Source organism: Sphingobacterium psychroaquaticum (assembly GCF_004421025.1).
GTDB lineage: Bacteria > Bacteroidota > Bacteroidia > Sphingobacteriales > Sphingobacteriaceae > Sphingobacterium > Sphingobacterium psychroaquaticum.
Genome location: NZ_CP038029.1, coordinates 3,573,656 through 3,599,618 on the forward strand (window position 1 = coordinate 3,573,656; position 25,963 = coordinate 3,599,618).

A 25,963-nucleotide genomic window follows, 5' to 3' on the forward strand; every position below is an offset into this window, starting at 1 on the left:
TCAATAAAAAATGCCGAACAACAAATTTCGTTAAAATTTATTGTTCGGCAATAGTAAGTATCTATAAACTACTGCTAAAATCCGAGTCGGTCATCATCGAGCGAACTTTGTTCCTCGGTGCCTCCACCGGTTCCATAAAACGGAACATAACGGCTACAGTCTATCTCGCGCGTCAATCCTCCCGGTGGCTGCGGAAAATCACCTTGCGTATAATGCAGGCTTTTATCGTTGTACACTTTCTTCATATACAAACCAAATATTGGCAATGCGGCCGAAGCACCTTGTCCCGAAGCCATACTATAGAAGCGAATACCACGATCTTCAGCCCCCGTCCAGATACCCGTGACCAAATCAGGTGTAATCCCAATGAACCACGCATCCGAGTTGTCATTCGTTGTACCAGTCTTACCTCCGATTGGATTAGTTAACCCGCCATACTCCGCTCGTCGCAAACGGGAAGCCGTTCCGCCATCAACTACACCTTTTAACATATCAACCATAATATAGGCGGACTCGCTATTAATCACTTTAACGACTTTCGGAGAGCGCTCATAAATCGGCGTACCATTTTTATCTTCAATACGTAAAATCATGGTCGGCTCCACCCATGTTCCATGGTTTACAAAAGCCGAATAAGCACCAACCATATCAAAAACAGAGGCTTCATAAGCTCCCAAAGAGATAGAAGGATAGCTCGGTACATTTGAAGTAATTCCCATTTTCTTGGTTAAAGCCGCTACATTGGATGCTCCCACTTCATTAATCACATAGGCTGATGCAAAGTTCTGTGAATATTTAAGCGCATTTTTCAATGTAATAGGATCTCCACCTTGCACTGTTCCACGTGGGGTCCAATCGCCGTAGCTACGGGAATGATTAGGTACCGTAAAACAAGGTGAATAGCCGTTATCAATGGCTACCGCATAGGTAAATGGTTTCGCTGTTGACCCGACCTGACGCTGCGCCAATTTCACGTGGTCAAATTTAAAATGCTCAAAATCAATACCACCAACCCATGCCTTGATATGGCCTGTTGAAGGCTCCATAGACATCACGGCGTTGCGGAGAAACAATTTATTGTACCGTATAGAATCCATCGGAGACATTACCGTGTCCACACTTCCTTTATAGGTAAACAAAGACATAGGCACCTTCTCCTTGAAAGCCTTTTTGATTTCCTCCTCCGAGTGCCCCGCATCTTTCATCATACGGTAACGATCAGACCGTCTCATTCCACTCACCAAAAGCTTTGCATTATCACCACGGAAAGGATCCGCACTGCGATACTGACGGTCAAAGTCACGTTGCAACTTCATCATCCATTCTTTTTGTGCATCTTCCGCGTACTGTTGCATCGCGTAATTTATTGGTGTATAGATTTTCAGACCATCTTTATCTAAATCATACGGCGTACCGTCTGGCTTAGTAATTGATAATCGTTGAAATTCTTTCTTAATCTCTTCCTTCAGTACGGCTCTAAAATAAGGCGCTAACCCTTCTCCGTAATTAGAAATACGCAACTTTAGATTAATCGGTTTGGCCTTCGCTGTTTCCGCCTCCTCGGCAGAGATAAACGATTGTGCAGACATATTATTCAGCACGGTATTCCGACGCGTAAGTGCATTTTCTGGATATTTTACAGGCGAATATAAGGTTGTACCTTTCAACATACCGACCAACATTGCAGCTTGATCAGCGGTTAATTTATCTGGCGTGGTATTGTAAAAAGTCCGCGCAGCCGACTTAATACCATATGTATTCTTATACCCATAATCTACGGTATTAAAATACATGGTTATAATCTCTTCTTTGGTATAGCTACGCTCTAATCGAACGGCCGTTAACCATTCCTGAAATTTCTGCATTACACGTTTGATCGTGCTCCGTTCACGGCGTTCCGCAAATAGATTCAGAGCAAGCTGCTGTGTAATGGTACTACCGCCTTGCTTACTTCCTGTCAATGTATGTAATACAGAAGTTATTGTTCGGGAATAATCGATCCCCGAGTGTTCGTAAAAACGCTTATCTTCTGTGGAAATTAACGCCTGCACCAAGTATGGTGACAGTTCACTGTATTTAACATTCGATCGGTTGTGTTTATAGTATGTACCTAAAACTTTTAGATCTTCTGATAGTACCTCAGATGCCAAATTACTTTTGGGGTTCTCTAATTCCTGAAAGGAAGGTAACTTCCCGAAAACACCTATTCGTACGCTTACAACAAATAAAACAGCAATCGCAACACATGCTAAGAATATTTTCCAAAGTCCTTTGGTATACCTCTTTACATCTTCCTCCGTCAGCTGATTTTGCTTAGACTCTCTTTTCATTGAATTTCAATATAGTGTTATTGCTCTATATATATTTGATGGTAATTCTTAATCATAATACCATCAGTTAATGTGCCAATTACTTCTTTTGTGATGATAAAAGTATTGTAATCCTCTACCGGGATCTTCATCAATTCCGGAAGCAAAGGTAATATTCTGGACTCATAAGTTTTCACTTCTTCATAAGATTCGAACGGTCCGATAAAAAGAAGCTGATTTTCAGCATTAACCAATTTCAATTGGTGATTCAGTTCCGCCCGCGCATATCGAGAACGATTAAATTGCCCGATACCATATCGACTTGGCGCCAGATTTACGCGCGGATCTTTCACATTGATCGTAAAGAAATAAGTGCCTTTATCCGGGAAGAGCTTCTTATCCCGATATTCATTCGGACCGTAGTTTATTTTAACTTCACCGACATCAACTCCTTTAGCATCCAATTTAACATTGGTGTTCACCCCTTTCCCCGCATTCACACCCGTACCTGTTTTTTGTTGCCCAAGTGCCAAGGCTAAACGCTGCTCTTCTTCTTCAATTGTCCCCAGATTAGCCACAATCGTTTCTTCCTTCTTCTGCAAATTAACATCGACTTTGGCACCGCCAATATTTGTTTTTATATCTTTTGCCTTGGTCGTCATCTCCCCAGCCAAAAGCAACTCGATCTCCTTACGTTCTTCTTCCGTCTTTGGTTTCTCTTCTTTCGGCTTCTCTTCTTTAACCTTCGGCTTCTCCTCTACCTTAGCGATAACATCTTCTTTCGGTTTAGGCTTAATAATAGCAACCCCAGTACGGTAATCACCATTAATATCCAAGGATGGCCAAGGGGTCATATCTGGTTCATCCACAAAGGCGATGCGACTTTTATCAATATCCTGAAGCGCATTCACCCGATTAACAAACATGGATGGATTCTTCTCCACAAATGCAATATTCTCCATTGCAAGAGGCACAACCAAACTATCTTCCGGATACTTCTCTACAATCTTTCCTAACGCATTGGTAAAATCATCTACCCGCCCAACTCGTCCAATAGCAAGTGCTTTCAGGTATTCAATTTGCGCCACCATTCCGGTACGTTGGAAAACACCTTCCAACTCTTCATTTGCTTGTTTAATAACCGCAACATGATCGCCTGCTGTATACAACGCAAATAACTTCTCAAAAGCACGATCCAGCACACGTTTATCCCGATTGATCTTATCCATATAATAGGGATCTTTAGCCACCATTGCATGCAATGAATTTGGATACATCTGAATCAGACGATCTTTATAAGCGGCACTTTTCACTGCGTCCACCCCATCATACATACGGTACAGTGAATAATAAATCTCTGCGCCCGCAGCAGTATTCGGAAAACGCGCTAAGAAAGACTCGTAGGCTATGATGGCATCCTTATTATCTTTCGTATAGTCACGGTAGATATTACCGATCACGATCATGTTATCGTGTACGATTTTTAACCTCTTGTCATAATCTCCTTGCGCTGTCGGCACTGAATCCAAGAAACGGCTCTTCTCTGCGGCCAAAAAAGCAACCGCATCAAACGTATCTTTTGGCGTAGTCACCTTACTTGCTGTCTCCACGTTACCTGTCTGAGCCACTAACGAAGGCGTGTTGTCGCCCGAGAATCGCCAATCATCTTTTAACTGTCTATTTCCCCACTTTCGTTTAAAGTCGGAAGTCCCCAACAGCATCGCATCTTGGTTATTGAAATAAAACTTGTTCCCTGTAAAGCTACTTGTAGCTGCACTCGTAGGCGTATTGTTCAACGCCAAGACATTGCTATTCACAAAGGTGCCAGTTTGTTGTCCCTTTTCCTTTTTCCCTTTCTTATTGCGGGCAGCCTCTTGCTCCAGTTGCTTTTGTTTCATTATAAGACTTGCACCTGCATATTTCCCCACCATCTCTTGACGATCATTTTCATTTAGCTTTCCTAAACTGATCAACGTATCTTGCCAAAGATTATTTTCGTACAAGGCCGTTAATTTTGACATATACGCCAATTTTCGCGTAACGCGATCTACATCAGTGTAATCCGAAGGCAAAGCCGTTGCAAGACTATCATAGTAGTTTTGTGCGTGCTTATAGTCTTTCTTTTGGAAAAGATAATCGCCGTATGTCAGATACGTTTCGGCCGTTTGGTAGCTATTGCGATTCGGTTCTGCTAAGGATTTATTAAAATATGAAAAGGCTTGTGCTTCATCATTTTCTGCCAGATAGATCCGGCCTATTTCAAATAAAATCTGATCTTTATATCCATCGTTCTTTCCTTCCTTCAACATAGACTTCAGTGGCTTCACCCGTTCGACAAGTGCCCCTCCACGGATTGCCCCGGTTAAAAAAGCGGCTTGTAAGCTCGCCTCGAATGACATATCATAGGGAACATTAGCTTTTGCAATCTTTTCAAACAAACCGAAGGCCTGATCACGCTGACCATTGTCCGCGTACAATTGCGCTAATAAGAAACGCCATCTATTTTTGTCGTAAGGATCCTTATTGGATTCAATCGCATATTCTAAAAAAGGAATAGCCTCCAGCTCTTTACCAACACGAATCAAGGCATTTGCCTTAGCCGCATTCACAAAGGTTCGGGTCTTCAAGCTTTCATCCAGAAACATAAAAGCCGAATCAACGGCCGATAGCGCTTTCTCCGGTTTCCCTATCTGCAAAAAAGATCGTGACTTCCAAGCGTAAGCCAGCGGCCGATAGGAAGGTGCATCTGCGGCCTCTTTGATCAACTTATCAAAAAATTCAATAGCTGTGTAATAGGACCCTTTAAGGTAATAGGCACGACCAATGATATAATAAGCTTCTTGAATATATTTACTTTCTTGCTTGGTATTTACAATTTTGTATGCCTTTTGAATTAAAGAATCCATGGCTTTATGTGGATCGCCATTCGCTGTTGGTTCATCAAACACCGTTAATCGAACCTGGTAGTTTTTATTTGCACCGCTGTAAATACTTTTCCGCTCTGCATTTAACATCAAGTTGGAGTTATACAATATATTGTACTTCGATGTTAGATTTTGAAAAAAATCAGTCTTTGCTGTATCATCAATTGATTTCTTTCCCGCTGCAGACTTCCCTTTGAAGAGGCCACAGGCAGATGCCACAAACAACAGAAGAACAAATAGCAACGGCACAATAGAAAGCCGTTTGCAAATACGATGCTTAATATTTACAATCATGAATATGACAATCTTTATCCTGAACAAAAAGACAGGCAAATAGTTCACACAAAAATACCATTATTCAAATAAATTTTAGCTACAAAAATTTTAAAAATAGTTAATTATCAACAACGTAGTAAAACTGCCACAATTAAACACTAAAAATTACTTCTTTTCAAGTAAACAAACGGCATAAGCTACAACACCTTCTTGTCGACCTATAAACCCCATCGTTTCATTGGTTGTAGCCTTAATCGAAATATCCTCGACATCCAAACCTGTCACCTCTGCAATATTTGCTTTCATCGCCTGGATATAAGGCTTGATCTTCGGTGCTTCCAGACAAAGCATGGCGTCAATGTTTCCCAGTACAAAATTTTTCTCACCAATAAGTCGGATACATTCTTTCAATAGCAACAAACTACTGATCCCCTTCCACTTCATATCGGTGTTAGGGAAGTGATAACCAATATCTTCCAAGTTAGCAGCCCCTAAAATAGCATCACATATCGCATGCACCAATACATCCGCATCCGAATGCCCGAACGCACCGGCATGATGCTCCAACTGAACACCACCAACAATAAATGGGTGCCCCTCTTTTATTTGGTGCACATCAAATCCAAAACCAACTTTAATTTTCATAATTCACGAAGTTAGACATTAATTGCAGATATACGAATCACCATTCTGTAGTCGGGCTACCACACTTTTAGAATTTTAACATTTTTTAAGACTTCGACCAAACATCTTGGTACGAAATCAGCTTGTATCTTTAAGAGAGAATAAATTTTATTTCTTACTTTTGAAAAGTTAAATTCATAATTTTAATTTATGAGGTTCAAGAAATACTTTGTTATGAAGAAAATGGTGCCACTAACATTGGCAATCTGTTCCCTTATTGCTTTATCAGCTTGTAGTAAAATCAGTAAGTCGGGAAAGAGTGGTGACGTATCGCCCAAAACTGGGGTTGCCTACAACGATCCTAATAATGGTGGCCTTCATATCAACAGAAAAGTGAAAGAAACACCAGGCCCGGGTTTAGTGGCTGTAGAGGGTGGTACATTTGTAATGGGCGGAAGTTTAAACGAAGACTTAGGCTATGCCTATGACAATGTGAAACGTCGTGTTACGGTTGCCTCTTTTTATATTGATGAAACCGAGGTATCTAATGCCGATTGGCTGGAGTACTTACATTGGATCGCACAAAATTTCCCAGATGATGGTAAACTGTACTATGATGCATTGCCCGACTCCTTAGTTTGGCGCCATCCGTTATCCTATAATGAACCTTACGTAAATCTATATTTACGTCACCCGTCATTCCAAGATTATCCCGTAGTTGGCGTTTCTTGGGAACAGGCAACAGCCTACTGTCAGTGGCGTACCGACCGTGTCAATGAAAACGTATTGCGTAAATCAGGCATGTTGGTCGACTATAAAACGCGCTCGGAACAAAAAACAACAGGCGACGCTTTCAACACGGAAATCTACCTTAACGGCCAGCTCAAAGGCGAAGGTATTGACGGTCCAAATATGCCAAAAGATAATCGCCCTGGTGCTGCCCCTGAAGCGAAACGTACAGTACGCATGGAGGACGGTATCCTAAAACAACCATACCGACTACCAACAGAAGCCGAATGGGAATATGCCGCTTTAGGTCTAATTGGCAATACGGTACAAGGAAATATCGAAAATAGCCGTACTTATCCTTGGAGTGGTTTAGGCGTGCGCTCCGATAAACGTAAAAATCAGGGTCGCATGTTAGCAAACTTCAAAATTACAAGCGGTAATAATATGGGAGTTGCAGGCGACTTAAACGACGGTGGTGATATAACCGTGCCTGTCACAAGCTATGCACCAAACGATTTCGGTCTTTATAATATGGCTGGTAATGTGAACGAATGGGTGAACGACGTATACCGCCAACTATCGTTTGAAGATTTTGAAGACTTCAACCCTTTCCGTGGTAATGTATTTATGGACAATAAATACGAAAATGCAGAAGGCCGTGTTTTGGCGAAAGACAAATACGGACGTCCGGTAAAAGTACCTGCAAAAGCGCCACGTAAACAAACATGGGAAGAGCTTCAGGCAGCTAAAGGTAATGAAGATGCAGCAAGCAGCTACCAATATGATGCCCGCGGTTTTGATGATGAGGAGATGAAAGAGCTCTATGGTAAAACAACCTTAATCAACAACAAAAGTCGTGTTTTCAAGGGCGGTTCTTGGAACGATCGTGCATACTGGTTAAATCCAGCGACGCGTCGTTTCATGCAACAAGATGAGTCCAATGCTATGGTTGGTTTCCGTTGCGCTATGACAATGGTGGGAAATGTTTTCGGTCCAACAAGCAAAGCTAAGAATGCACCAAAAAGAAAGTCACAGCCATAATTTGTGACTACACCATAAAAAAGACACCTAATTAAAGAACAACATACTTTTTAGGTGTCTTTTTTTTGAATATATTAGCCCCTAGTACCGACTAAATTTCACAAAATAAAAATTCCTCTGTGAAACAAGGTTACTATTTGATTAAAAAGGTATTAATAAGTGAGTAAGGAGAAAAGCGACATTGGCATTGATGAGGAAATCATCCTAGGGATCCGAGAGGGGAACAATTTGGCGGTACAGAAATTGTATAAACTGTATTACCCGCCAGTATTGAAGATGATCATCAACAATAGTGGAAGTTCGGAGGAAGCGCAAGATATCTTTCAGGAAACCGTTATGGTCCTGTACGACAAAATCAATAAAGGAGACTTTGAACTTTCAAGCAAGCTAAAAACATTTCTTTATGCTGTTTCTAAGCGTTTGTGGCTGAAACAACTTACTCGAGGCGAGTCCAAATATCGCAAAGATTCAATCGATGACTATGAGGACTCCCTGGTTGCTGATGAGGCTGGAGATGCAGTCCAGGAGCATGAAACCATAGAAAAAAATCTGCTGCAAATGGAGCAGGCTTTAGCCGGATTAGGCGAACCGTGTAAAACGATTCTCTATGATTTCTATATCTTGAACAAATCGATGGCAGATATTTGCGAAAAATTCGGTTATACCAATACCGATAACGCAAAGACCCAAAAGTACAAATGCCTACAGCGACTGAAGAAGTTTTTTTTCAAAAGTGTTAGTTAGAAGAATGAGGAGTTTAAGTCAACAAGAGTTTATAGATTGGGCAGATTTGTATCTGCGGAAAGAGCTTACGCCGGAAGATAATGAACGGTTTGAGTCTTTTTGCGCAGAGAATCCCCCATATCGTGCCCGATTTGAGGAGCACAAATCTTTAATAGAAAATATCCAAGTTACAGCAGATCGGCTTGCTTTCAAAGCGACACTACAGTCGGCCACCGAGGCATTCCATCAGGAAGAAAAACCTAAAGCGCCCACTAAAGTAGTCTCACTTTGGGACCGCTATAAATTCAATGCTGCTGTTGCTGCTGCGATTGCTATTATCTCTGTTTTCTCCACCTTATGGCTGACGGGATATTACTCCAATTTACGAAAAACGTCATCCGACTATAGTGCGCTCCGTCGAGATATGAATACCGTAAAACGGAATGTTAACGCCCATAACGATGCCATAAAGAATATCAATAGCAACACCAGTAACGAAGCTATTCATTACGGAGCGACCGGTTTTATGATCACCAAGGACGGTTATGTTGTCACAAACTATCACGTCATCAGCGGAGCCGATTCTATTCATCTGCAAAACCATAAAGGACAATCCTATAAGGCTGATATCATTTTTACCAATGCGGAAAAAGATTTAGCAATCTTACATATTAACGATTCGACATTTAAATCGCATAAAAATGTACCTTATACCTTTAAAAAGCAAGATTCAGAACTTGGAGAAGATATCTACACCATAGGTTTCCCTCGGGATGAAGCGGTGTATGGACAAGGTTACCTAAGCTCTTCCACAGGGTATGCAGGAGATACATTGGCTTATCAAATATCCATTCCGGTTAACCCTGGAAATAGCGGTGGACCTGTGCTGGATAAAGAAGGTAATATCATCGGTATCATTAGCGGTAAACAAAAAGGAATTGACGGTGCCGCCTTTGCCATAAAAACAAAGGCCCTAATAGAGACGCTCAATAGTATCCCCGCAGATATATTACGTGGTAATGTGGTCCTGACGAACAAAAACAGTTTAAACCACCTATCACGGACAGATCAGATCAAGAAACTTCAAGACTACATTTATATAGTTAAGGTGTATTAATAAATCTAAGTAATAAAAAACGGGCATCTAATTAGATGCCCGTTTTTTTATTTGTTCGGTTGTGGAGTCGTACGTAAATAAGGTTTTATTTCTTTAAACCCTTTTGGAAACTTACCAGCGATATCCTCCGTTTTAATAGCAGGAACGACAATTACATCCTCCCCATCTTTCCAATCAGCAGGTGTTGCTACAGAATAATCAGCCGTCAGCTGTAACGAATCGATCACACGAAGAATTTCATTAAAGTTACGCCCTGTTGAAGCCGGGTATGTCAGTGTCAATTTAATCTTTTTATCGGGACCAATTACGAAGACAGAACGTACCGTTGCCGTCGCTAAAGCGTTCGGATGGATCATGTCATACAACTCAGCTACCTTCTTATCCTCATCTGCAATAATAGGGAAATCCACTGTTGTATTTTGTGTTTCGTTAATATCTTTAATCCAATCCAGGTGATCGGCAACAGAATCGACACTCAATGCCAATACCTTCACGTTACGCTTTTCAAACTCACCTTTCAACTGTGCAGTCCGTCCTAACTCAGTCGTGCAAACAGGGGTGTAATCAGAAGGGTGAGAATAAAGAACCGCCCAGCTACCATCGATATAATTATAAAAATCGATATCTCCTATTGTTGTTTTCGCCTGAAAGTTAGGCGCTTCGTCTCCTAGTCTTAAACTCATTGTCTTTAAATTTAATGTTGATACTTATTTAATACTACTAATATAGTAGATTTTATTTTATATCGATAACTAAATAACAGATATGACAAAAAAAAGTTTTATTTGCTATGCTTGCATAATAAATAAATGTATATTTGAATATATCAATATAGACAGGTTATGCAATTCCAATTGAACGAAGACCATCAACTCCTGCGAGAAGCTGCACGCGAGTTCGCAAAAACCCTAAAAGCAGGCGTTATTGAGCGCGATGAACACGCTATTTTTCCTACTGAATTTGTTAAGCAAATGGGTGAATTAGGTTTTATGGGCATGATGGTAGAAACGGCTTATCATGGTGCTGGCATGGATACACTAGCTTATGCGATCGCAATTGAAGAGATTTCCAAGATCGATGCCTCCGCCGGTGTAATTATGTCTGCACACAACTCTCTTGTACTTTACGGTCTGCAGGAATTTGGTACCGAAGAACAAAAGGAGAAATATCTAAAACCACTGGCCAGCGGTCAAAAGCTTGGTGCTTTTGCGTTATCCGAACCAGAAGCGGGTTCGGATGCAACTTCACAGCATACTACCGCGATAGATAAAGGTGACCATTACCTCATTAACGGCACCAAAAATTGGATTACCAATGGTGGCAACGCAGATATTTACCTGATTATCGCACAGACCCATGTAGAAAAGGCCCATCGCGGTATTAATGTTTTCATCGTGGAAAAGGGAATGGATGGATTTACCATTGGTCCAAAAGAAAATAAACTAGGCATTCGCAGTTCCGATACACACTCACTCCTCTTTTCAGATGTAAAAGTGCCGAAGGAAAACCGAATTGGAGCAGATGGATTCGGATTTAAGTTTGCGATGAAAACCTTAGATGGCGGCCGTATTGGCATTGCGGCACAAGCGTTGGGAATTGCAGCGGGGGCATATGATCTTGCCTTGGCCTATTCGAAGGAACGTAAAACGTTTGGGAAACCGATTAGTGAGCATCAAGCTATTCAATTTAAGCTCGCCGATATGGAGGTTGAAATTGAAGCGGCTCGTTTACTGACGTATAAAGCAGCGTGGCTAAAAGACCAAGGCCTACCATATAGCAAAGAAGCCGCTATGGCGAAACTTTTTGCTTCGGAGGTCGCGATGAAGACCACCGTTGAGGCAGTTCAAATACACGGTGGCTATGGCTACGTAAAGGAGTATCACGTGGAACGCCTCATGCGTGACGCTAAAATCACCCAGATATATGAAGGCACTTCAGAGATACAACGTTTAGTAATCGCACGAGATATCCTGAAGTAACATTTTATTACACACGAATTTGTCCATTTCCACGCACAAACCATTTATCGGTTACCAGCTTTTCCAAAGCAAAAGGTCCCCGTGCATGCAGTTTCTGCGTGGAAATACCTATTTCTGCACCTAAACCAAACTCTCCGCCATCGGTAAAACGAGTGGATGCATTAGCATAGACTGCTGCCGCGTCGACAGCTGCTAAAAAACGGTCAATTTGCAGCTCATCTTGTGACACAATACATTCCGAGTGTTTGGAGGAGTATTCTCCAATATGTGTTAAAGCTTCCTCCATATTATCGACCACACGGATAGAGCAAGCTAATGCCAGGAATTCCCGCCCATAATCTTCAGGCGTAGCCCTCTGTAGCGTCGGGTAACCAAGTTCCTCTAATGCACTATACGCATAATGATCAGCAAAAACATCAACATTATCCGCCGCAAAATAGGGCTTTAAAAGTCGTAAAAAATCAATGGCAACCAGCTTGTCCACAAGTACGGTATCCAATGAGTTGCAAACCGATGGTCTGGAAATCTTCGCATTGGCAACTATGCGTGCCGCTTTGTTCAAATCGGCGGTTCGCTCGACATACGTATGGCAGACTCCCGCTCCTGTCTCAATAACGGGCACTTTCGCATTTTCACGCACAAAATTAATCAAGGATTGTGAACCACGAGGGATGATTATATCCACATACTTCGTCGCAGTCAAAAGTTCTTGTACAAAAGCACGATCCGTAGGCAAAAGCTGTACAATATGACGATCCAATCCACTATCTGCTAAAGCATCTTGAATAAGGCGTACCAGCGCATTATTGGTAAACCAGGCATCTGTACCTCCCCGAAGTACACAAACGTTCCCTGAGCGTACGCAAAGCGCTGCGACATCGATCGTAACATTCGGACGAGATTCATAAATCACGCCGACCACTCCCAACGCCACCGTTTTCTTCTCGATGTGCAATCCATTATCCAATATTTTTGAAGAAAGGATGACACCTGTCGGATCTGATAGCTTAGCAATACCGCACACACTATCCGCCAAAGCAACAATGCGCTCCTCGGTCAACAACAAACGGTCATACTTCGGATCTTCCGGATCCATCCGCTCTAGATCTTTTTTATTTTCCTCCAGGATCACGGCTACACTTGCTTTCAAGCGCGCTCCAAGTTCGAGTAAAAACGTTGTCTTTACCGCATCGGTACTACCTCGAAGTGCATGTCTCGCCTCTTTGGCGTCATGCAATTGTTTTTCAATACTTTTCATTACAATAATACGATATCGTCTGCATGTGCGATGGCCAAATTCTTCTGCTCCTTGATACCTGCTACATCGATAACATCTACTTTCGCTTTCGCTACAGCTACAATCTCCCCTTGCTCATTCGCAATTTGAAAGACCTCGCCTGTTTCCAAAATTTGATTAATATGCAAAACGCCAACCGCTAAAAGACTTTTCCGATTTAGTAAGGCTTGTTCTGCTCCTTGATCAACCGTCACCAAAGCTTTGATCAAGCCTCCGCTAGCCAGCCACTTATTTCGAGAGGAAATCTTCTTCGCCTGTGCATGGCATCGTGTCCCTGTTTGTCCCTGCACGGCTTTCAATATACCATCTTCGGTCTGCATACTGAAGATCACAGCCTCAATCCCCATTTGGTTTGCCAGACGTGCAAAATTGAGCTTCGAGGTCATACCACCTAACCCTACCGACGATTTATCCTTACGCGCCAAAGAAAGTGCTTGTTTGTCGATAACAGCGATCTCCGGCACTACCTTTCCACTCGCATCCAAAACACCAGGAACCGATGTGCTAAACAAGATCTTTTCTGCGCCAAAGCCAACTGCAATCAATGTAGCTAGTTCATCGTTATCCGAAAATTTCAATTCTTTGTTACTAACTACATCATTCTCATTCGCTATCGGAATAACATTGTTCTTCCACAACTCCTCATACGTGTCCTTCAGTTGTAAAAACTGATCTCTATTCGCAAAGTGTTGCCGTTCACACAGACTTTGTGCCAAGGCGATCTTAAAAGCTCTAAAATAATTGCTATACGTCGTCACCAACATGGGGTTACCGATAGCAGCTGCCGCTTTTCGCTCGGACAACGTTCCTGTATATTGTTTCAAATATTTTTTTCCCGCTGCGACAGCACCAGAAGAGACCAATACAATGTTATACTTGGGTTGCAACATGGCCGTTTGTCGCGCAATCTCCAGGACTACACGTTCATCAATCTCCCCATCTTTTGCGGTAATAGAGGCGGAACCAAATTTTATAACAAGTATAGGCTTCTTCATAGAATTACAAAAATATCAAAACAAATAGCTTTTATTTAGATTATTGTAAAAGTAACAACCATTTCTTTAAAAATGAATTATCACCGCTGTTTTTACCTCTTTTTTGGTACGATTTATGAAACAGCCTTATTAAAAGCAAATTATGAAGTTATACGTACTACTGCCTCTCGCAGCTTTGTTTTTCGCTGCTTGTCAAAATGGTAAAACAGGCTCCTCCGTGGTTGGCAACGATAGGGATAGCCAGGGGTGCATACCCTCTGCCGGATACCAATGGTCTGTTGTTCAACAAAAGTGTGTCCGCCCTTGGGAAGGTGGTGTAAAAATGCTTTTAGCGAATGCGCCAAGCGATCAACAAGAAAAAGCCGTATATGCGCTGATCGATCCCTCTAAGCAAAAAGCAGAGATTTTTATTCCGGAAACCGAGAATATGATCCTGGATCGGGTTGCTAATTTCTTATATTCAAATGAAGAATATCAGTTTATTGAAGAAGCCCATTGCTGGTCTTTGGTGCATAATGGTCAAAAAGTATATGAAGAGCGTAAATAATAAAGAAACGGGTTGAAACCTTTGTCTCAACCCGTTTCTTTATCTTATTCAAATCGTTCTTTAAACAATTGTTCCATCGCATACATTTCGTCCCGGAACTTAGCGGCAGCCAAGAAATCCATATCCTTCGCCGCTTTGTCCATTTTCTTACGGACAACCTCAATCGCTTTGCGTAGATCTTTCTCGCCCAAGTATTCCATGACAGGATCCGCAGCCAAAAGCGATGCTCTATCCGGTTCAACATACGCCTTCGCTTCGCCCGGTTTAAAGTCAGCAACAGATGTCTGTTCCATAATCTCTTCGCGACTCTTACCGACTGTACGCGGAATAATGCCATGCTCCGTATTATAAGCAATCTGTTTCTCGCGTCTCCGGTTTGTTTCGTCGATCGTAACACGCATGCTCTGCGTCATGTTATCAGCATACATAATTACACGCCCTTTATCATTCCGAGCGGCCCGGCCAATCGTTTGGATCAACGAACGCTCCGAGCGTAAGAACCCCTCTTTATCCGCATCTAGAATTGCAACTAACGTCACCTCCGGAAGATCCAACCCTTCACGCAACAAGTTCACGCCCACCAGTACATCAAACTCGCCCAAACGAAGTCCCCGCAAAATCTCTACGCGTTCCAATGTTTTAATTTCGGAGTGGATATAACGCACTTTAACGTTTAATCGCGTCATATATTTAGTCAGCTCCTCCGCCATCCGTTTCGTTAACGTCGTTGCCAGAATTCGCCCACCTTCTTTAATTGTTTTGTCAACCTCTTCCAGAAAATCATCGACCTGATTTACCGCCGGATGCACCTCAATTATAGGATCCAATAAACCAGTCGGGCGAATCACTTGCTCTACAACAACCCCTTCGGTCTGTTGTAGTTCATAATCCCCGGGCGTCGCTGATACGTAGATCGTTTGATTCGTGAGAGATTCAAATTCAGAGAAGTTAAGCGGTCTATTATCCATAGCGGCCGGCAATCGGAAACCATGTTCAACCAAAGAGACCTTTCGGGAACGGTCACCACCATACATCGCACGTAATTGCGGTAGCGTAACATGGCTCTCATCAATAATCATCAGGTAATCGTCCGGGAAATAATCGATTAAACAGAAGGGGCGCATCCCCGGTTTTCTACCGTCAAAGAATCGGGAGTAGTTCTCAATTCCTGAGCAATACCCGAGTTCACGCATCATCTCCAAATCGTAATTTACACGTTCCTCAAGACGTTTTGCTTCCAACATTTTTCCTTCCTCCTCCAACTGCGCTGTGCGCTGTACCAGCTCATCCTGAATCGCCCATATTGACTCCGTAAATTTCTCTTTGGGTGTCACAAATAAGTTTGCAGGAAACAAAGCTATATCCGCCACTTTATTTAAGGTCTTAGCCGAGACGGGATCAATCTCACTGATTTCATCAATCTCATCTCCAAAAAATGAAATGCGGAAAGCATAGTCTAAATAAGCCGGATAGATATCAACGGTATCCCCTTTCACCCGGAAAGTTCCTCGCTTAAAGTCAGCCGTTGTACGTGCGTACAAAATTTCAACTAATCGGTGTAAAAAAGCGTTTCGTGAAATGGTCATCCCTACAGCAAAACGAAAGATCGATCGTGAAAAATCTTCGGGATTCCCCATACCATAAATACAAGATACCGACGATACCACCACAATATCACGACGTCCTGACATCAGCGACGATGTAGTTGCTAATCGAAGTTTTTCGATCTCCTCATTGATGGCTAAATCCTTTTCAATATATGTATTGGATGAAGCGATAAAAGCTTCGGGTTGGTAGTAATCATAGTAAGAAACAAAATAGTTCACCGCATTCTCTGGAAAAAACTGCTTGAACTCACCGTAGAGTTGTGCCGCCAACGTTTTATTATGACTCAATATCAATGTTGGTCTTTGTGTCTCTTGAATAACGTTAGCAATCGTAAAAGTTTTCCCCGATCCCGTCACGCCCAGAAGGTTCTGGTACTGCTCGCCCTGCTCCAAACCTGCCACCAACTCTTTAATAGCCTGTGGTTGATCCCCCGTAGGCTTATAATCTGATGTTAAATTGAATTTCATGTAACCCGCTTTCAATAAGCTATAAAAATACTAAAAAAAATAGATATTTTTATCGCCTTACCGTCACGATTATCCAAACAAAGTATCAATTAATTGTATTACCTTAGTACAGATAACATCCTATACGATTTAATATTATGGTAACGATTCTCACCAAAGAAAACAGTATAGCCAACCACTTTTTGGCAGAATTAAGAGATGTCAATATCCAGCAGGATCGGATGCGCTTCCGTCGAAACTTAGAGCGTTTGGGCGAAATTATGGCATATGAAATTAGCAAAACACTAACATATGAACCACAAACAGTAGAAACGCCGCTCGGTATTGCAACCGTTAACCAACTGACCGAGCAGCCGGTCTTGGGAACTATCATCCGCGCTGGTCTTCCCTTTCACCAAGGTTTTTTAAATGTATTTGATCGTGCAGACAATGCGTTCATTGCGGCTTACCGGCATACTAAAAAAAGCGGTGAATTTGAAATACATAAGAAGTACAGCAACACCCCAAATCTCGATGAAAGAATTGTTATTATAGCAGATCCCATGCTGGCCACAGGACGCAGCTTAGTACTTTGCTGCCGCGACCTTCTCGCGGAATATAACATCAAGGAGCTACATATCGCTGTGGTGATCGCTTCGGAAGAGGGATTACAACATGTCCAAGCATTTCTTCCTGAAGCGACCTTATGGGTAGGTGCTGTAGATAATGAGATGACCTCGAAAGCATATATCGTTCCCGGATTGGGTGATGCTGGCGATCTCGCTTACGGCAATAAGGAATAACGGATGTAGCGTGACGGTGGTCTATAAAAAATCGGACAAATCACCTTTACCTTCCCGAATAACCTCAAAATCACCTGTCGTAACATCCACCACAGTAGAAGGCACATTATCACCATAACCGCCATCGATTACCAGATCGACCAAATCGGCGTATTTTTCGTAGATCAGTTCTGGATCTGTAGAATACTCCAAGATATCGTCTTCATCGCGGATCGAAGCCGTAACAATGGGATTACCTAACTCTTTTACGATGGCTCTTACAATATTATTATCAGGGACACGAATACCCACTGTCTTTTTCTTAGAACTCAACAGTTTAGGCACTTGACCACTCGCATTAAAGATAAAGGTAAACGGGCCGGGCAACGCTTTTTTTAATACCCTAAACACCGATGTATCAAAAGGCCGTGTATATTGTGATATATCTGTCAAATCATAACATATAAATGAAAGATTTGACTTATCAGGTTTTAACCCACGAATTTGACAAACCCTTTCTATCGCTTTCTGATTCGTGATATCACAACCAATACCGTAGATCGTGTCCGTGGGATAAATAATTACGCCACCTTTTTTCAAGATTTCCACCGCCTGCTGTATTGCTTTCTCTTGCGGGTTATCCTCATATATTTTTATCAGCATAGTATTCTTTTGTATAACTACAAATCTAACTAAGTAAAGTTTGTTACCAAAGTTTATAAATCAAATAAAACTGCGTATATTAGTAGTTAAAAAGGTTAACTAAATATTGAATAAACATAATACCCCCATTCAGATGGCAAAACGTAAAGTTACGCAGGAGAAAAAAGCAACCCCAATAGCAAAAGAAGTAAAGGAAAAGACAGATTACAGCAATTATTTATATTTGATTTTCATTGCATTTTATCTCCTCGTTGACATCCTCCCGCGGGAGCAAATTATTGATACTTCATATCAACATCGTTTCTATCTGGACATCATAAACGTACTTGCCTCGATATTTATCTTTCGAAATTTCGCTAAGTACCGAAGTAATTCTGAGCGCTTTTTTACCAATATAATCCCGATTTTATACGCCGGTTTTATCTGCTTTGCGATGCTGTCACTCTTTGCAGCCTACAGTCCGCTCGAAGGGTTAGTGACACTCGCCGGCTATGTTTCCAATTTCTGGATCTTTGCCAATCTTTTCATGTTACTCTATGCCGCGCGCAACAACATAAAGGCCGTCGCTCTCGTCATCACATTTACACTGTTTTATCAAGTGAGTATGGAGTTATACCGCTTTGTACAAGAACTAGGTACCACATCACTTGACAGCCTTATAGGGAGCTTAAAATGGAATACCGGGAACAAGAATATTTTTGCAGCAACGATTGTCATCAAGCTGTCTTTTGCAATCTATAGCAGTTTTCGCACACGTGGTTTCCTCCGCATTTTTTCTTACTTAACCGTTTTTTTAACCATCGTGATGCTCTTCTTTGTTAGTGCACGCGCTGCTTACATCAGTTTAGGTACCCTTATATTATTAATTGTGATCGGCAATATCTGGATTTACTGGAAAGATATAGAAAAGCGAAAATCAGCCATCGTTGAAAGCTCCAGTTTATTGGTTCTCTTTATTGTCGGTTTACTGCTGGCTAACAATACCCTCACGAAGTACCAAACATTACAGGCTGCTAAAACTCCCGGAATTGAAACAGAAGCAGCGGACTCCTTTGTAACGGGACGAATTGCGAGTATTGCCGACGATGACAACGCGTCCAACAGCATCCGGGTTGCCATGTGGAAAGAAGCCCTACATGCATACAGTCAGAAACCTTTTTTAGGATATGGTGTAGGAAATTACCGCATCTATTCGGAAGGGATTACCAAGAAACACTATACAACCAATGTTTATTTTAGACACGCACACAATGACTTTGTAGAGGTCTTGTTTGAAAGCGGACCCATTGCATTCTTATCGTACGTAGGTCTTTTCTTATTGGGGCTATTCTTCAGTATCCGGATTTTGTTCCGTTCCGAATACAGTCGGGAACGTAAATTTGTTGCGATTATACTACTTGGTGCTGGTATCGGGTTCTTGGTCGATTCATTCTTCAATTTCCCACTACCTCGCACTTATATGAACGTCTTGTTTGTATTGATTCTCTCGCTTATTGTTATTAATTACTTAGGCGGACGAAAAGTGGAACCGTTGGAGAACGAGCATAAAACAAAACAAAACCTTACCAGCTATGCGTATATTACAATCTTTGCACTTGGCCTCGTTGCTTCCTATATTAACTATCAAAGTTACATCTCCGGAAAAAACCAATACTTAGTTGATTCTGATGTAATCAAACAAAAACTAAGCGACCCACATCCACGTTTCACCTATGCACAGGTGGATAAAATGTTTGCAAGTAAAATTCCTCTTATTGGTGCCCAAGGCGGAGAACCAATCAGTGTAAAAAAAGCAAAATACTTGTTTTTTGAAAACCGCGATGCCGAAGCATTAAAACTGGCTGATGTTGCATCGAAAGAGATGCCTTATTCCATTCATGGAGAGCGTGTAAAGCTATTAATCTACTCCCGCAAGGGAGACATGGACTCCACCTATAAATACAGCAAAATAATACACGAGCACCGGCCTTTTAGCCAATCTGATTTTAAGATGCGAATTCAATTGGCCGGAAAGTTCGGTCAAGTGGACGATGTCAAAAAAGCTTTTAACCAATTCAATTCCTATGGCTCTAACCAAGAGGCTTATGAACTGTGTGTAAAGCAATTGGCGGCCAACAAATATGACTTTAATAAGGACGCTACAATTTTATCGGAAGGTCTTAAAGAATACCCTAAATCCAAATTATTGGTGGGTATAAAAAAATACTACGACTATTTAAAGGAACATAATTTAGATCCTTCAAAAATAAATTTAAACTTTAAACCGTCAAAAACGGAGTCCTAAAAGTCGCTCCACAGCCCGTTCGCCATTCGTAAGGCGATCGGGCCCTAACCCTGAAACGACACTATAGTTTGCTCCGAGCGTTTCAAGCTCTTGAACCCATACCTCGAGAAAGTGATCCCGCTGTTCAGGGAAATCACGCAAAGGGTCATCTTCCCAAGGTAGATCGATATCCATCACCAAGTAAAGATCATATTGGCGGCGCGCAATCTCCTCTGTAACCTCTGACGGAGTCGCTCCAAAAAGATGGTCGCACCAAATCTTTATTGTCATAATGGTCGTATCACAAACCAAGATGTCGTTTTGTGCTTTGGGTATCAGCGCCTCTTCAAGAGCTAGCTGACCGTAATACATATTTACCTCATCCTGCAAGGTATATACGTTATTGAGGTTCGCACAGTAATAGCGCGCATACTCTGGCACGCATACCGTACCCAATTGTGCAGCGAGGTGCTGCGCCATCGTAGACTTTCCGGTTGACTCTGGCCCGACAACGGCTATTTTCTTCAAATACTCACTCACCTATACAGCTGTTTTTGTCTTGCAATAATAACAAAATAAAGAACAGCTATCAACAACAGATTCCCGAGCAGACCTTCTATTACTGCACAACCTTATTCGCACAGTTTGTGCTCGCAAAGGATTCGGGTTTAGCCTTAAACTGAAACCCCATACCCATAATATAGCCCATCGCTTCTTTTAGCGCTACATTAGATTTGAAATTTGGATTGGTGTTAATGTCGGCATGGACTTCGAGATCCACATGGTATTGGTCTAAGAGGGGGCAGAGGCTATAGGCGATTTCGATGGATTTTTGGACTTCCAGCAGCATTCGCTCTTTGATTCCCATCCGGTGGAGCCGCCTATCCTTACAGATAAACATGAAACCACCCTTATGTTCCCGGAGAAACACGATAACTGTCGCAAAGTCTATCACACCACGTTTGACCTGTGAATCGGTACCGATGTAGACTTTGAGTTTATTCCCGAGATGGGTCTCTCGGCTAATGATCTCCTCTACAGCACTTGCAATTGGAATACGAATAAATTCGCCATTGTATTTTTGCCATTCCATAAAAAAAACTTTTAATGGTGAAAAAGAACAATACTATAATGATATAAATATAGTTATTGTACGTGAGAAATATCAGCAGGCAAGAATAAATAATTGTTAACTAATAACACACAATACCCACTAAATTAACCCTTTGGCATAAAACAAAAATGCTACAAAATAACGAATTCCTCTATAATAACGTGCCCAACATACTCGTTCACCCGACCAATAATCTGCCGGCGCATCATCGCTAATTCATGTTTAATCACAGCAGACTCCACCTTCACAAAAAGCTTTTTGTCGTATATATATATCTTTTGCGTGCGATTAGCAATCGCTTTTCCGATGATATGTGGCCATGCCGTAACAATGGATGATTCATCGTATTTCGAACGCAAGCGATACACCTCAAGCCATTTCTCAATCGCCTGCTTAATCCCGATATCATCCCGTGTCGGAATCTCATCAATTTTCTTCTTATACTTCAACGCTTCCTCCTTTTATTTCAAAAATACGAATCGGTTGTACAATCTCATCAAAAATTCTTTGCACACGCGATGCGTCTGTATCTGTCAAAAAAATCTGACCAAACTCATCCTCCGACACCAATTGCATTAACTTTCTCGTTCTACTTTCATCTAGTTTATCAAAGATATCATCTAATAAAAGTAAAGGTTTAAGCTTCCTTTTTAAACGTAGAAAACTGTACTGCGCCAGTTTTAATGCGATAAGGAAAGATTTCTGTTGCCCCTGCGAACCAAACTTCTTCAAAGGCATTTCTTCGTGAATGGTAAAGAGCATATCATCCTTATGTACCCCTTGTGTCGTGCGTTCCATCGCTCGGTCTCGGTCCAGATTCATTTCCAGAAGGGTCGTGAAATCGTGCTGCATAAGAGGCGACTCATACACCAACGACACCTCTTCAGCCCCATCGGTCAAGAAGTTATAGTACCTCGAAAATTCGGGTAAAAACTCCGCCATAAAATCTTTTCTTCGCTGAAAAATCTGTTCTCCAACATCCACCAACTGCATGTTCAAGACCTCTAGCAATCCCAAATCCAACACATAGGTTTGCTTAGCCTGCTTCAGCAGCATATTGCGTTGCAACAAGAGCTTATTATATAGAATCAACGTATCCAGGTAATGGTTGTCTGTTTGCGAGATAACATTATCCATAAACTTACGGCGTTCTTCACTACCATCGAGAATAATACTACTATCATTCGGAGAAATCATGACCAGCGGAAATTGTCCAATATGATCGGCTAACCGCTGATAATCCTTCTTATTTTTTTTGAATTGTTTTTTTTGATTTTTCTTTAGGCTACAGGAGACAACATCGGGAATGTCATCGCGCTCAAACTCGCCCTGTACCATAAACCAATCTTCACCTTTTTTGATATGTTGTGAATCGATTGGGTTGAAGTATGATTTACATAGAGCCAAGTAGTGTATAGCATCCAGTAAATTGGTTTTTCCGGCTCCATTTTCACCCGCAAAGGCATTTACTTGCGGAAGAAATGTTACAGTAGACTCTGTATAATTCTTAAAATTTAAGACAGAAAGGTGCTTTAGCCACATACCTCAAAGATACGCTTCTTACAGCAAGAAACACTTATTTTATTTCTTCGAAGTCTACAAACTCACCCGCCGTCTGCGTCCCTTTTCTTGGCTTAGACTCCTCTTCTGGAATATAATCAACCTTAATCTCTCCTTCATGCTTACGCCCCTGTTGTTTGAACTGATCAAAAGGATTATTCTGTGTGTATTGATACGATCCTGGTCTACCTTGAGAAGCCCCTTGTTGTGCTTTTTGCATTAAACGCTCCGTCATCTTGCGCAAGGCAAAGGGCATCAATAAACGAAAAATGTATTTTACACCATAATACACAGCAAAAAATATAATGACAAATTTCAATATTGCTTCCATCTCTTCTTTTTATTTACGCACATGCCTACCTACTTCTTCATACGCATTAGGTCATATATGCTTTTATATCATCAAGCCGCTTCTGTGCTGCTTTCCTCAAATTTATAAAATATTATACAGCATTTGGTCAATAAATTGTCAGCATGAAATTCGTTAACACATTTTAACGCGACACAACATGCGCTTATGCCCCTTTGTGATAGGCTTTACGATAGGTACTTGGTGAAAGCTTTGTCTCTTTCATAAAGAAGGCACTAAAATTATTCTCTTCTTCATAACCAAGTTTCCAAGCAATTTCACGTACACTCTCACTCGTATATAATAACCTGCGTTTTGCTTCCTTAATTATACAACGTGAAATAAACTGCTTGGGTGTCGTCTCCAAAACGGTCTTACACGCATGAGAAAGACGACGAGAAGATACGCCTAGTTTTTCGGCATAAAATGCAACCGACTTCTCGGTTGAAAGATGTTCCTCAACAAGCAGGCGGAACGATCGAACAATTTCATGATCCAAATCCACATAGTCGTTCATAGATTCATCCTTAGTCCCCATAAGGGTTCCTACCAAAAGCAACTGCTTTATTACACTATGAATTAAATCGTTGAAAACGACAAGATTCTTTGTGGTATAGATTTCGTTGAGAAAACGTACCTGCGAAATAAAATAAGGTTGTAATTCCGGCTCTATAGTAACGATATTAAACCCCCGGGCCGCATTAAAGGTAAGCTCGCTTTTTAGTAAATCCTCGTCAAAAGAAGTACGTCGATAAAAAACCTCAGAGAAATATAGGAAGTAAAAATGACAGTCATGCCCCGACACAAAAGATATCACCGCTTCGGCAGATATATACAGAATAGAGAAAGGGGGAATAGTTACTGGATGCGAATCGATCTGTAACGTAATCTCCTCCGTATCTGTTATTAATGCTCGATACAATGAAGCGTTATCAGAGACTGGAGAACTTGGAAGGGGCTCAAAACTATATTTTATTTCTAAAATTCCAAACTTCATATTTGACAGATATTGCGTATTACTGCCTAGCCGTAAAAGATTAACAAAAAACACAAAACAAGGTTTTTACCCTGTCTAGAATCCTCCAACAAAGATGGAAATTAAGCGAAGGACAAAAAAGGGCAAAAAAAATAGTTGTAGACTTTCGTCTACAACTATTTCATATAAATTTCAGCTATATCCGACTCTAGAACTTGCCTGGCATCTTCGGCATATTTCGCATCATCTTTGCAGCCATTCCTGGGTTAGACATCTGCTTCATCACTTTACGCATATCCGAGAACTGCTTCATCAACTTGTTTACTTCATTGATATTTGTGCCTGATCCGTTAGCGATACGTATACGTCTACGTTGATCAATGGCATCTGGATTTTCCCGTTCAAAAGGTGTCATCGAATCAATAATGGCTTCAATAGGCTTGAAAGCATTATCATCGACCTCCACATCTTTCAACGCCTTACCAACTCCTGGAATCATCCCCATTAAGTCTTTCATATTACCCATCTTCTTAATCTGCTGAATCTGGGTTTTAAAGTCATTAAAATCAAATTTATTCTTACGAATTTTCTTTTGTAGTTCTGCCGCTTCTCTTTCATCAAACTGCTGCTGCGCGCGCTCCACAAGAGATACTACATCCCCCATTCCTAAGATACGGGACGCCATACGATCGGGGTGAAAAACGTCCAATGCATCCATCTTCTCACCGGTACCGATAAATTTGATTGGCTTATCAACAACAGACTTAATCGAAAGCGCAGCACCACCGCGGGTATCCCCATCTAGTTTTGTTAGGACAACCCCCGTAAAATCGAGGCGGTCATTAAAAGCTTTTGCTGTATTCACCGCATCCTGACCCGTCATAGAATCTACTACAAAAAGAATCTCATGTGGTTGTGTCGCTTCTTTAACAGCCGTAATTTCTGTCATTAATGCCTCATCGATCGCTAGACGACCAGCCGTATCGATGATAACGATATTATTTCCGTTCCGTTTCGCCTCTTCCACACCTTCTTTTGCTATAGCGATAGGATCTGTTGACTCTCTGTTTACATAAACCGGGACATCAACCTGTTCACCCAATACCTGCAACTGATCGATCGCTGCAGGACGGTAAACGTCACCTGCCACTAAAAGAGGTTTCTTTCCTTTTTTCTCCCGTAGATAATTTGCTAGCTTACCGGAAAACGTGGTCTTACCCGCACCATTCAAACCTGCAATTAAGATAATAGTTGGATTCTTTGATGTTTCTAATTCTGTCACCGAACCACCCATTAGTGCGGTTAGTTCATCGTTCATGATTTTGGTTAACAATTGACCTGGAGAAATGCTTGTTAGTACATTTTCACCCAATGCCTTTTGCTTCACATCATCTGTAAACGTCTTTGCAGTTTTATAATTCACATCGGCATCCAAAAGAGCCTTACGAATTTCTTTCATCGTCTCTGCAACGTTTATCTCGGTGATACTTCCCTGCCCTTTTAATACTTTAAAGGCTCTATCCAGTTTATCTTGAAGGTTCTGAAACATGTTAATCTTTCGTCTTTATTATCTTAAGTGCCAAAGTTACAAAATACTGCTGAAACGAACAGTAGTTTGACGGAACAAAAAAAGCGGCATCA

22 protein-coding genes are annotated in these 25,963 nt (G+C 41.5%); 7 read left to right on the top strand and 15 right to left on the bottom strand.

The genetic code is table 11. From position 1 onward, the window contains the following. Window positions 1–74: 74 nt before the first annotated feature. From E2P86_RS14795 to ispF, 3 genes are all read right to left on the bottom strand, one after another. Window positions 75–2,330: a penicillin-binding protein 1A gene (locus tag E2P86_RS14795; RefSeq protein WP_134433630.1), complete on the bottom strand. Its 2,256-nt coding sequence runs from the start codon at window positions 2,328–2,330 to the stop codon at window positions 75–77. Window positions 2,331–2,347: 17 nt separating this feature from the next. Beyond that, window positions 2,348–5,527: a type IX secretion system periplasmic lipoprotein PorW/SprE gene (gene porW / locus E2P86_RS14800; protein WP_134433631.1), complete on the bottom strand. Its 3,180-nt coding sequence runs from the start codon at window positions 5,525–5,527 to the stop codon at window positions 2,348–2,350. Window positions 5,528–5,674: 147 nt separating this feature from the next. After that, window positions 5,675–6,154 carry a 2-C-methyl-D-erythritol 2,4-cyclodiphosphate synthase gene (ispF, locus tag E2P86_RS14805; protein WP_134433632.1) on the bottom strand — a complete coding sequence of 160 codons (480 nt, stop codon included), beginning with the start codon at window positions 6,152–6,154 and terminating at the stop codon, window positions 5,675–5,677. Between the two features lie 213 nt (window positions 6,155–6,367). Here ispF and E2P86_RS14810 point away from each other — a divergent pair, with 213 nt between their 5' ends. The 3 genes from E2P86_RS14810 to E2P86_RS14820 all read left to right on the top strand — a co-directional run bounded on the left by E2P86_RS14810 (window position 6,368) and on the right by E2P86_RS14820 (window position 9,743). Then, a complete protein-coding gene (locus tag E2P86_RS14810; RefSeq protein WP_085474353.1) occupies window positions 6,368–7,903 on the top strand; it encodes an SUMF1/EgtB/PvdO family nonheme iron enzyme in 1,536 nt (511 codons plus the stop codon). 159 nt (window positions 7,904–8,062) lie between these two features. Beyond that, a complete protein-coding gene (locus E2P86_RS14815) occupies window positions 8,063–8,647 on the top strand; it encodes an RNA polymerase sigma factor (protein WP_085474354.1) in 585 nt (194 codons plus the stop codon). A gap of 4 nt (window positions 8,648–8,651) precedes the next feature. Continuing rightward, window positions 8,652–9,743: a S1C family serine protease gene (locus tag E2P86_RS14820; RefSeq protein ID WP_134433634.1), complete on the top strand. Its 1,092-nt coding sequence runs from the start codon at window positions 8,652–8,654 to the stop codon at window positions 9,741–9,743. Between the two features lie 47 nt (window positions 9,744–9,790). Here E2P86_RS14820 and E2P86_RS14825 read toward each other — a convergent pair whose 3' ends face one another. Then, the gene (locus tag E2P86_RS14825) at window positions 9,791–10,426 is read right to left on the bottom strand and encodes a peroxiredoxin (protein WP_085474356.1); all 636 of its coding nucleotides are present in this window, start codon (window positions 10,424–10,426) and stop codon (window positions 9,791–9,793) included. A gap of 159 nt (window positions 10,427–10,585) precedes the next feature. On the opposite strand from E2P86_RS14825, the gene E2P86_RS14830 reads away from it, so the two are divergent. After that, complete coding sequence (locus E2P86_RS14830; RefSeq protein ID WP_085474357.1) at window positions 10,586–11,722, top strand: acyl-CoA dehydrogenase; 1,137 nt, start codon at window positions 10,586–10,588, stop codon at window positions 11,720–11,722. Window positions 11,723–11,729: 7 nt separating this feature from the next. On the opposite strand, the gene E2P86_RS14835 is transcribed toward E2P86_RS14830, so the two are convergent. Next, window positions 11,730–12,980 carry a glutamate-5-semialdehyde dehydrogenase gene (locus tag E2P86_RS14835; protein WP_134433635.1) on the bottom strand — a complete coding sequence of 417 codons (1,251 nt, stop codon included), beginning with the start codon at window positions 12,978–12,980 and terminating at the stop codon, window positions 11,730–11,732. Next, a complete protein-coding gene (proB, locus tag E2P86_RS14840) occupies window positions 12,980–14,014 on the bottom strand; it encodes a glutamate 5-kinase (protein ID WP_085474359.1) in 1,035 nt (344 codons plus the stop codon). Before proB ends, E2P86_RS14835 begins: the two co-directional genes overlap by 1 nt. Before the next feature lie 142 nt (window positions 14,015–14,156). Here proB and E2P86_RS14845 point away from each other — a divergent pair, with 142 nt between their 5' ends. Continuing rightward, on the top strand, window positions 14,157–14,561 hold the full coding sequence (locus E2P86_RS14845; RefSeq protein WP_085474360.1) for a hypothetical protein: 405 nt from the start codon (window positions 14,157–14,159) through the stop codon (window positions 14,559–14,561). A 44-nt stretch (window positions 14,562–14,605) separates the two neighbouring features. Here the strand turns inward: E2P86_RS14845 and uvrB are convergent, their stop codons facing one another. Next, on the bottom strand, window positions 14,606–16,636 hold the full coding sequence (uvrB, locus tag E2P86_RS14850) for an excinuclease ABC subunit UvrB (protein ID WP_134433636.1): 2,031 nt from the start codon (window positions 16,634–16,636) through the stop codon (window positions 14,606–14,608). 137 nt (window positions 16,637–16,773) lie between these two features. Here uvrB and upp point away from each other — a divergent pair, with 137 nt between their 5' ends. Further along, the gene (upp, locus tag E2P86_RS14855; RefSeq protein WP_085474362.1) at window positions 16,774–17,418 is read left to right on the top strand and encodes a uracil phosphoribosyltransferase; all 645 of its coding nucleotides are present in this window, start codon (window positions 16,774–16,776) and stop codon (window positions 17,416–17,418) included. Window positions 17,419–17,439: 21 nt separating this feature from the next. Here the strand turns inward: upp and E2P86_RS14860 are convergent, their stop codons facing one another. Continuing rightward, a complete protein-coding gene (locus E2P86_RS14860; RefSeq protein WP_085474363.1) occupies window positions 17,440–18,060 on the bottom strand; it encodes an L-threonylcarbamoyladenylate synthase in 621 nt (206 codons plus the stop codon). Window positions 18,061–18,193: 133 nt separating this feature from the next. Between E2P86_RS14860 and E2P86_RS14865 the strand changes: the two genes are divergently transcribed. Continuing rightward, window positions 18,194–20,344: an O-antigen ligase family protein gene (locus E2P86_RS14865; RefSeq protein ID WP_134433637.1), complete on the top strand. Its 2,151-nt coding sequence runs from the start codon at window positions 18,194–18,196 to the stop codon at window positions 20,342–20,344. Here E2P86_RS14865 and E2P86_RS14870 read toward each other — a convergent pair. The 7 genes from E2P86_RS14870 to ffh form a co-directional block, all read right to left on the bottom strand. Further along, a complete protein-coding gene (locus E2P86_RS14870; RefSeq protein ID WP_134433638.1) occupies window positions 20,327–20,863 on the bottom strand; it encodes an AAA family ATPase in 537 nt (178 codons plus the stop codon). The genes E2P86_RS14865 and E2P86_RS14870 overlap by 18 nt on opposite strands. Window positions 20,864–20,942: 79 nt before the next feature. Beyond that, window positions 20,943–21,416, bottom strand: coding sequence for a ribonuclease H-like YkuK family protein (locus tag E2P86_RS14875; RefSeq protein ID WP_085474366.1), 474 nt, complete (start codon window positions 21,414–21,416; stop codon window positions 20,943–20,945). Between the two features lie 152 nt (window positions 21,417–21,568). Then, window positions 21,569–21,886, bottom strand: a complete 318-nt coding sequence (locus tag E2P86_RS14880) for a DUF721 domain-containing protein (RefSeq protein ID WP_085474367.1) — start codon at window positions 21,884–21,886, stop codon at window positions 21,569–21,571. Continuing rightward, the gene (gene recF, locus E2P86_RS14885) at window positions 21,876–22,979 is read right to left on the bottom strand and encodes a DNA replication/repair protein RecF (RefSeq protein ID WP_085474368.1); all 1,104 of its coding nucleotides are present in this window, start codon (window positions 22,977–22,979) and stop codon (window positions 21,876–21,878) included. Before recF ends, E2P86_RS14880 begins: the two co-directional genes overlap by 11 nt. Before the next feature lie 34 nt (window positions 22,980–23,013). Further along, a complete protein-coding gene (locus tag E2P86_RS14890) occupies window positions 23,014–23,328 on the bottom strand; it encodes a DUF4834 family protein (protein WP_134433639.1) in 315 nt (104 codons plus the stop codon). Between the two features lie 184 nt (window positions 23,329–23,512). Beyond that, window positions 23,513–24,343: an AraC family transcriptional regulator gene (locus E2P86_RS14895; RefSeq protein WP_085474370.1), complete on the bottom strand. Its 831-nt coding sequence runs from the start codon at window positions 24,341–24,343 to the stop codon at window positions 23,513–23,515. Window positions 24,344–24,530: 187 nt separating this feature from the next. Continuing rightward, entirely contained in the window at window positions 24,531–25,871 is a 1,341-nt protein-coding gene (gene ffh, locus E2P86_RS14900) for a signal recognition particle protein (RefSeq protein WP_085474371.1), read from the bottom strand. Window positions 25,872–25,963 lie beyond the last annotated feature (92 nt).

What these genes read in the sequence shown, in the direction of transcription:
- E2P86_RS14860 (WP_085474363.1), bottom strand. Translation starts at nt 18,060, where the DNA reads ATGCTGATAAAAATATATGAGGATAACCCGCAAGAGAAAGCAATACAG.
- E2P86_RS14890 (WP_134433639.1), bottom strand. Translation starts at nt 23,328, where the DNA reads ATGGAAGCAATATTGAAATTTGTCATTATATTTTTTGCTGTGTATTAT.
- E2P86_RS14830 (WP_085474357.1), top strand. Translation starts at nt 10,586, where the DNA reads ATGCAATTCCAATTGAACGAAGACCATCAACTCCTGCGAGAAGCTGCA.
- uvrB (WP_134433636.1), bottom strand. Translation starts at nt 16,636, where the DNA reads ATGAAATTCAATTTAACATCAGATTATAAGCCTACGGGGGATCAACCA.
- E2P86_RS14845 (WP_085474360.1), top strand. Translation starts at nt 14,157, where the DNA reads ATGAAGTTATACGTACTACTGCCTCTCGCAGCTTTGTTTTTCGCTGCT.
- E2P86_RS14820 (WP_134433634.1), top strand. Translation starts at nt 8,652, where the DNA reads ATGAGGAGTTTAAGTCAACAAGAGTTTATAGATTGGGCAGATTTGTAT.
- E2P86_RS14810 (WP_085474353.1), top strand. Translation starts at nt 6,368, where the DNA reads ATGAAGAAAATGGTGCCACTAACATTGGCAATCTGTTCCCTTATTGCT.
- E2P86_RS14825 (WP_085474356.1), bottom strand. Translation starts at nt 10,426, where the DNA reads ATGAGTTTAAGACTAGGAGACGAAGCGCCTAACTTTCAGGCGAAAACA.
- ispF (WP_134433632.1), bottom strand. Translation starts at nt 6,154, where the DNA reads ATGAAAATTAAAGTTGGTTTTGGATTTGATGTGCACCAAATAAAAGAG.
- proB (WP_085474359.1), bottom strand. Translation starts at nt 14,014, where the DNA reads ATGAAGAAGCCTATACTTGTTATAAAATTTGGTTCCGCCTCTATTACC.
- E2P86_RS14865 (WP_134433637.1), top strand. Translation starts at nt 18,194, where the DNA reads ATGGCAAAACGTAAAGTTACGCAGGAGAAAAAAGCAACCCCAATAGCA.
- E2P86_RS14875 (WP_085474366.1), bottom strand. Translation starts at nt 21,416, where the DNA reads ATGGAATGGCAAAAATACAATGGCGAATTTATTCGTATTCCAATTGCA.
- E2P86_RS14835 (WP_134433635.1), bottom strand. Translation starts at nt 12,980, where the DNA reads ATGAAAAGTATTGAAAAACAATTGCATGACGCCAAAGAGGCGAGACAT.
- ffh (WP_085474371.1), bottom strand. Translation starts at nt 25,871, where the DNA reads ATGTTTCAGAACCTTCAAGATAAACTGGATAGAGCCTTTAAAGTATTA.
- recF (WP_085474368.1), bottom strand. Translation starts at nt 22,979, where the DNA reads ATGTGGCTAAAGCACCTTTCTGTCTTAAATTTTAAGAATTATACAGAG.
- porW (WP_134433631.1), bottom strand. Translation starts at nt 5,527, where the DNA reads ATGATTGTAAATATTAAGCATCGTATTTGCAAACGGCTTTCTATTGTG.
- E2P86_RS14895 (WP_085474370.1), bottom strand. Translation starts at nt 24,343, where the DNA reads ATGAAGTTTGGAATTTTAGAAATAAAATATAGTTTTGAGCCCCTTCCA.
- upp (WP_085474362.1), top strand. Translation starts at nt 16,774, where the DNA reads ATGGTAACGATTCTCACCAAAGAAAACAGTATAGCCAACCACTTTTTG.
- E2P86_RS14795 (WP_134433630.1), bottom strand. Translation starts at nt 2,330, where the DNA reads ATGAAAAGAGAGTCTAAGCAAAATCAGCTGACGGAGGAAGATGTAAAG.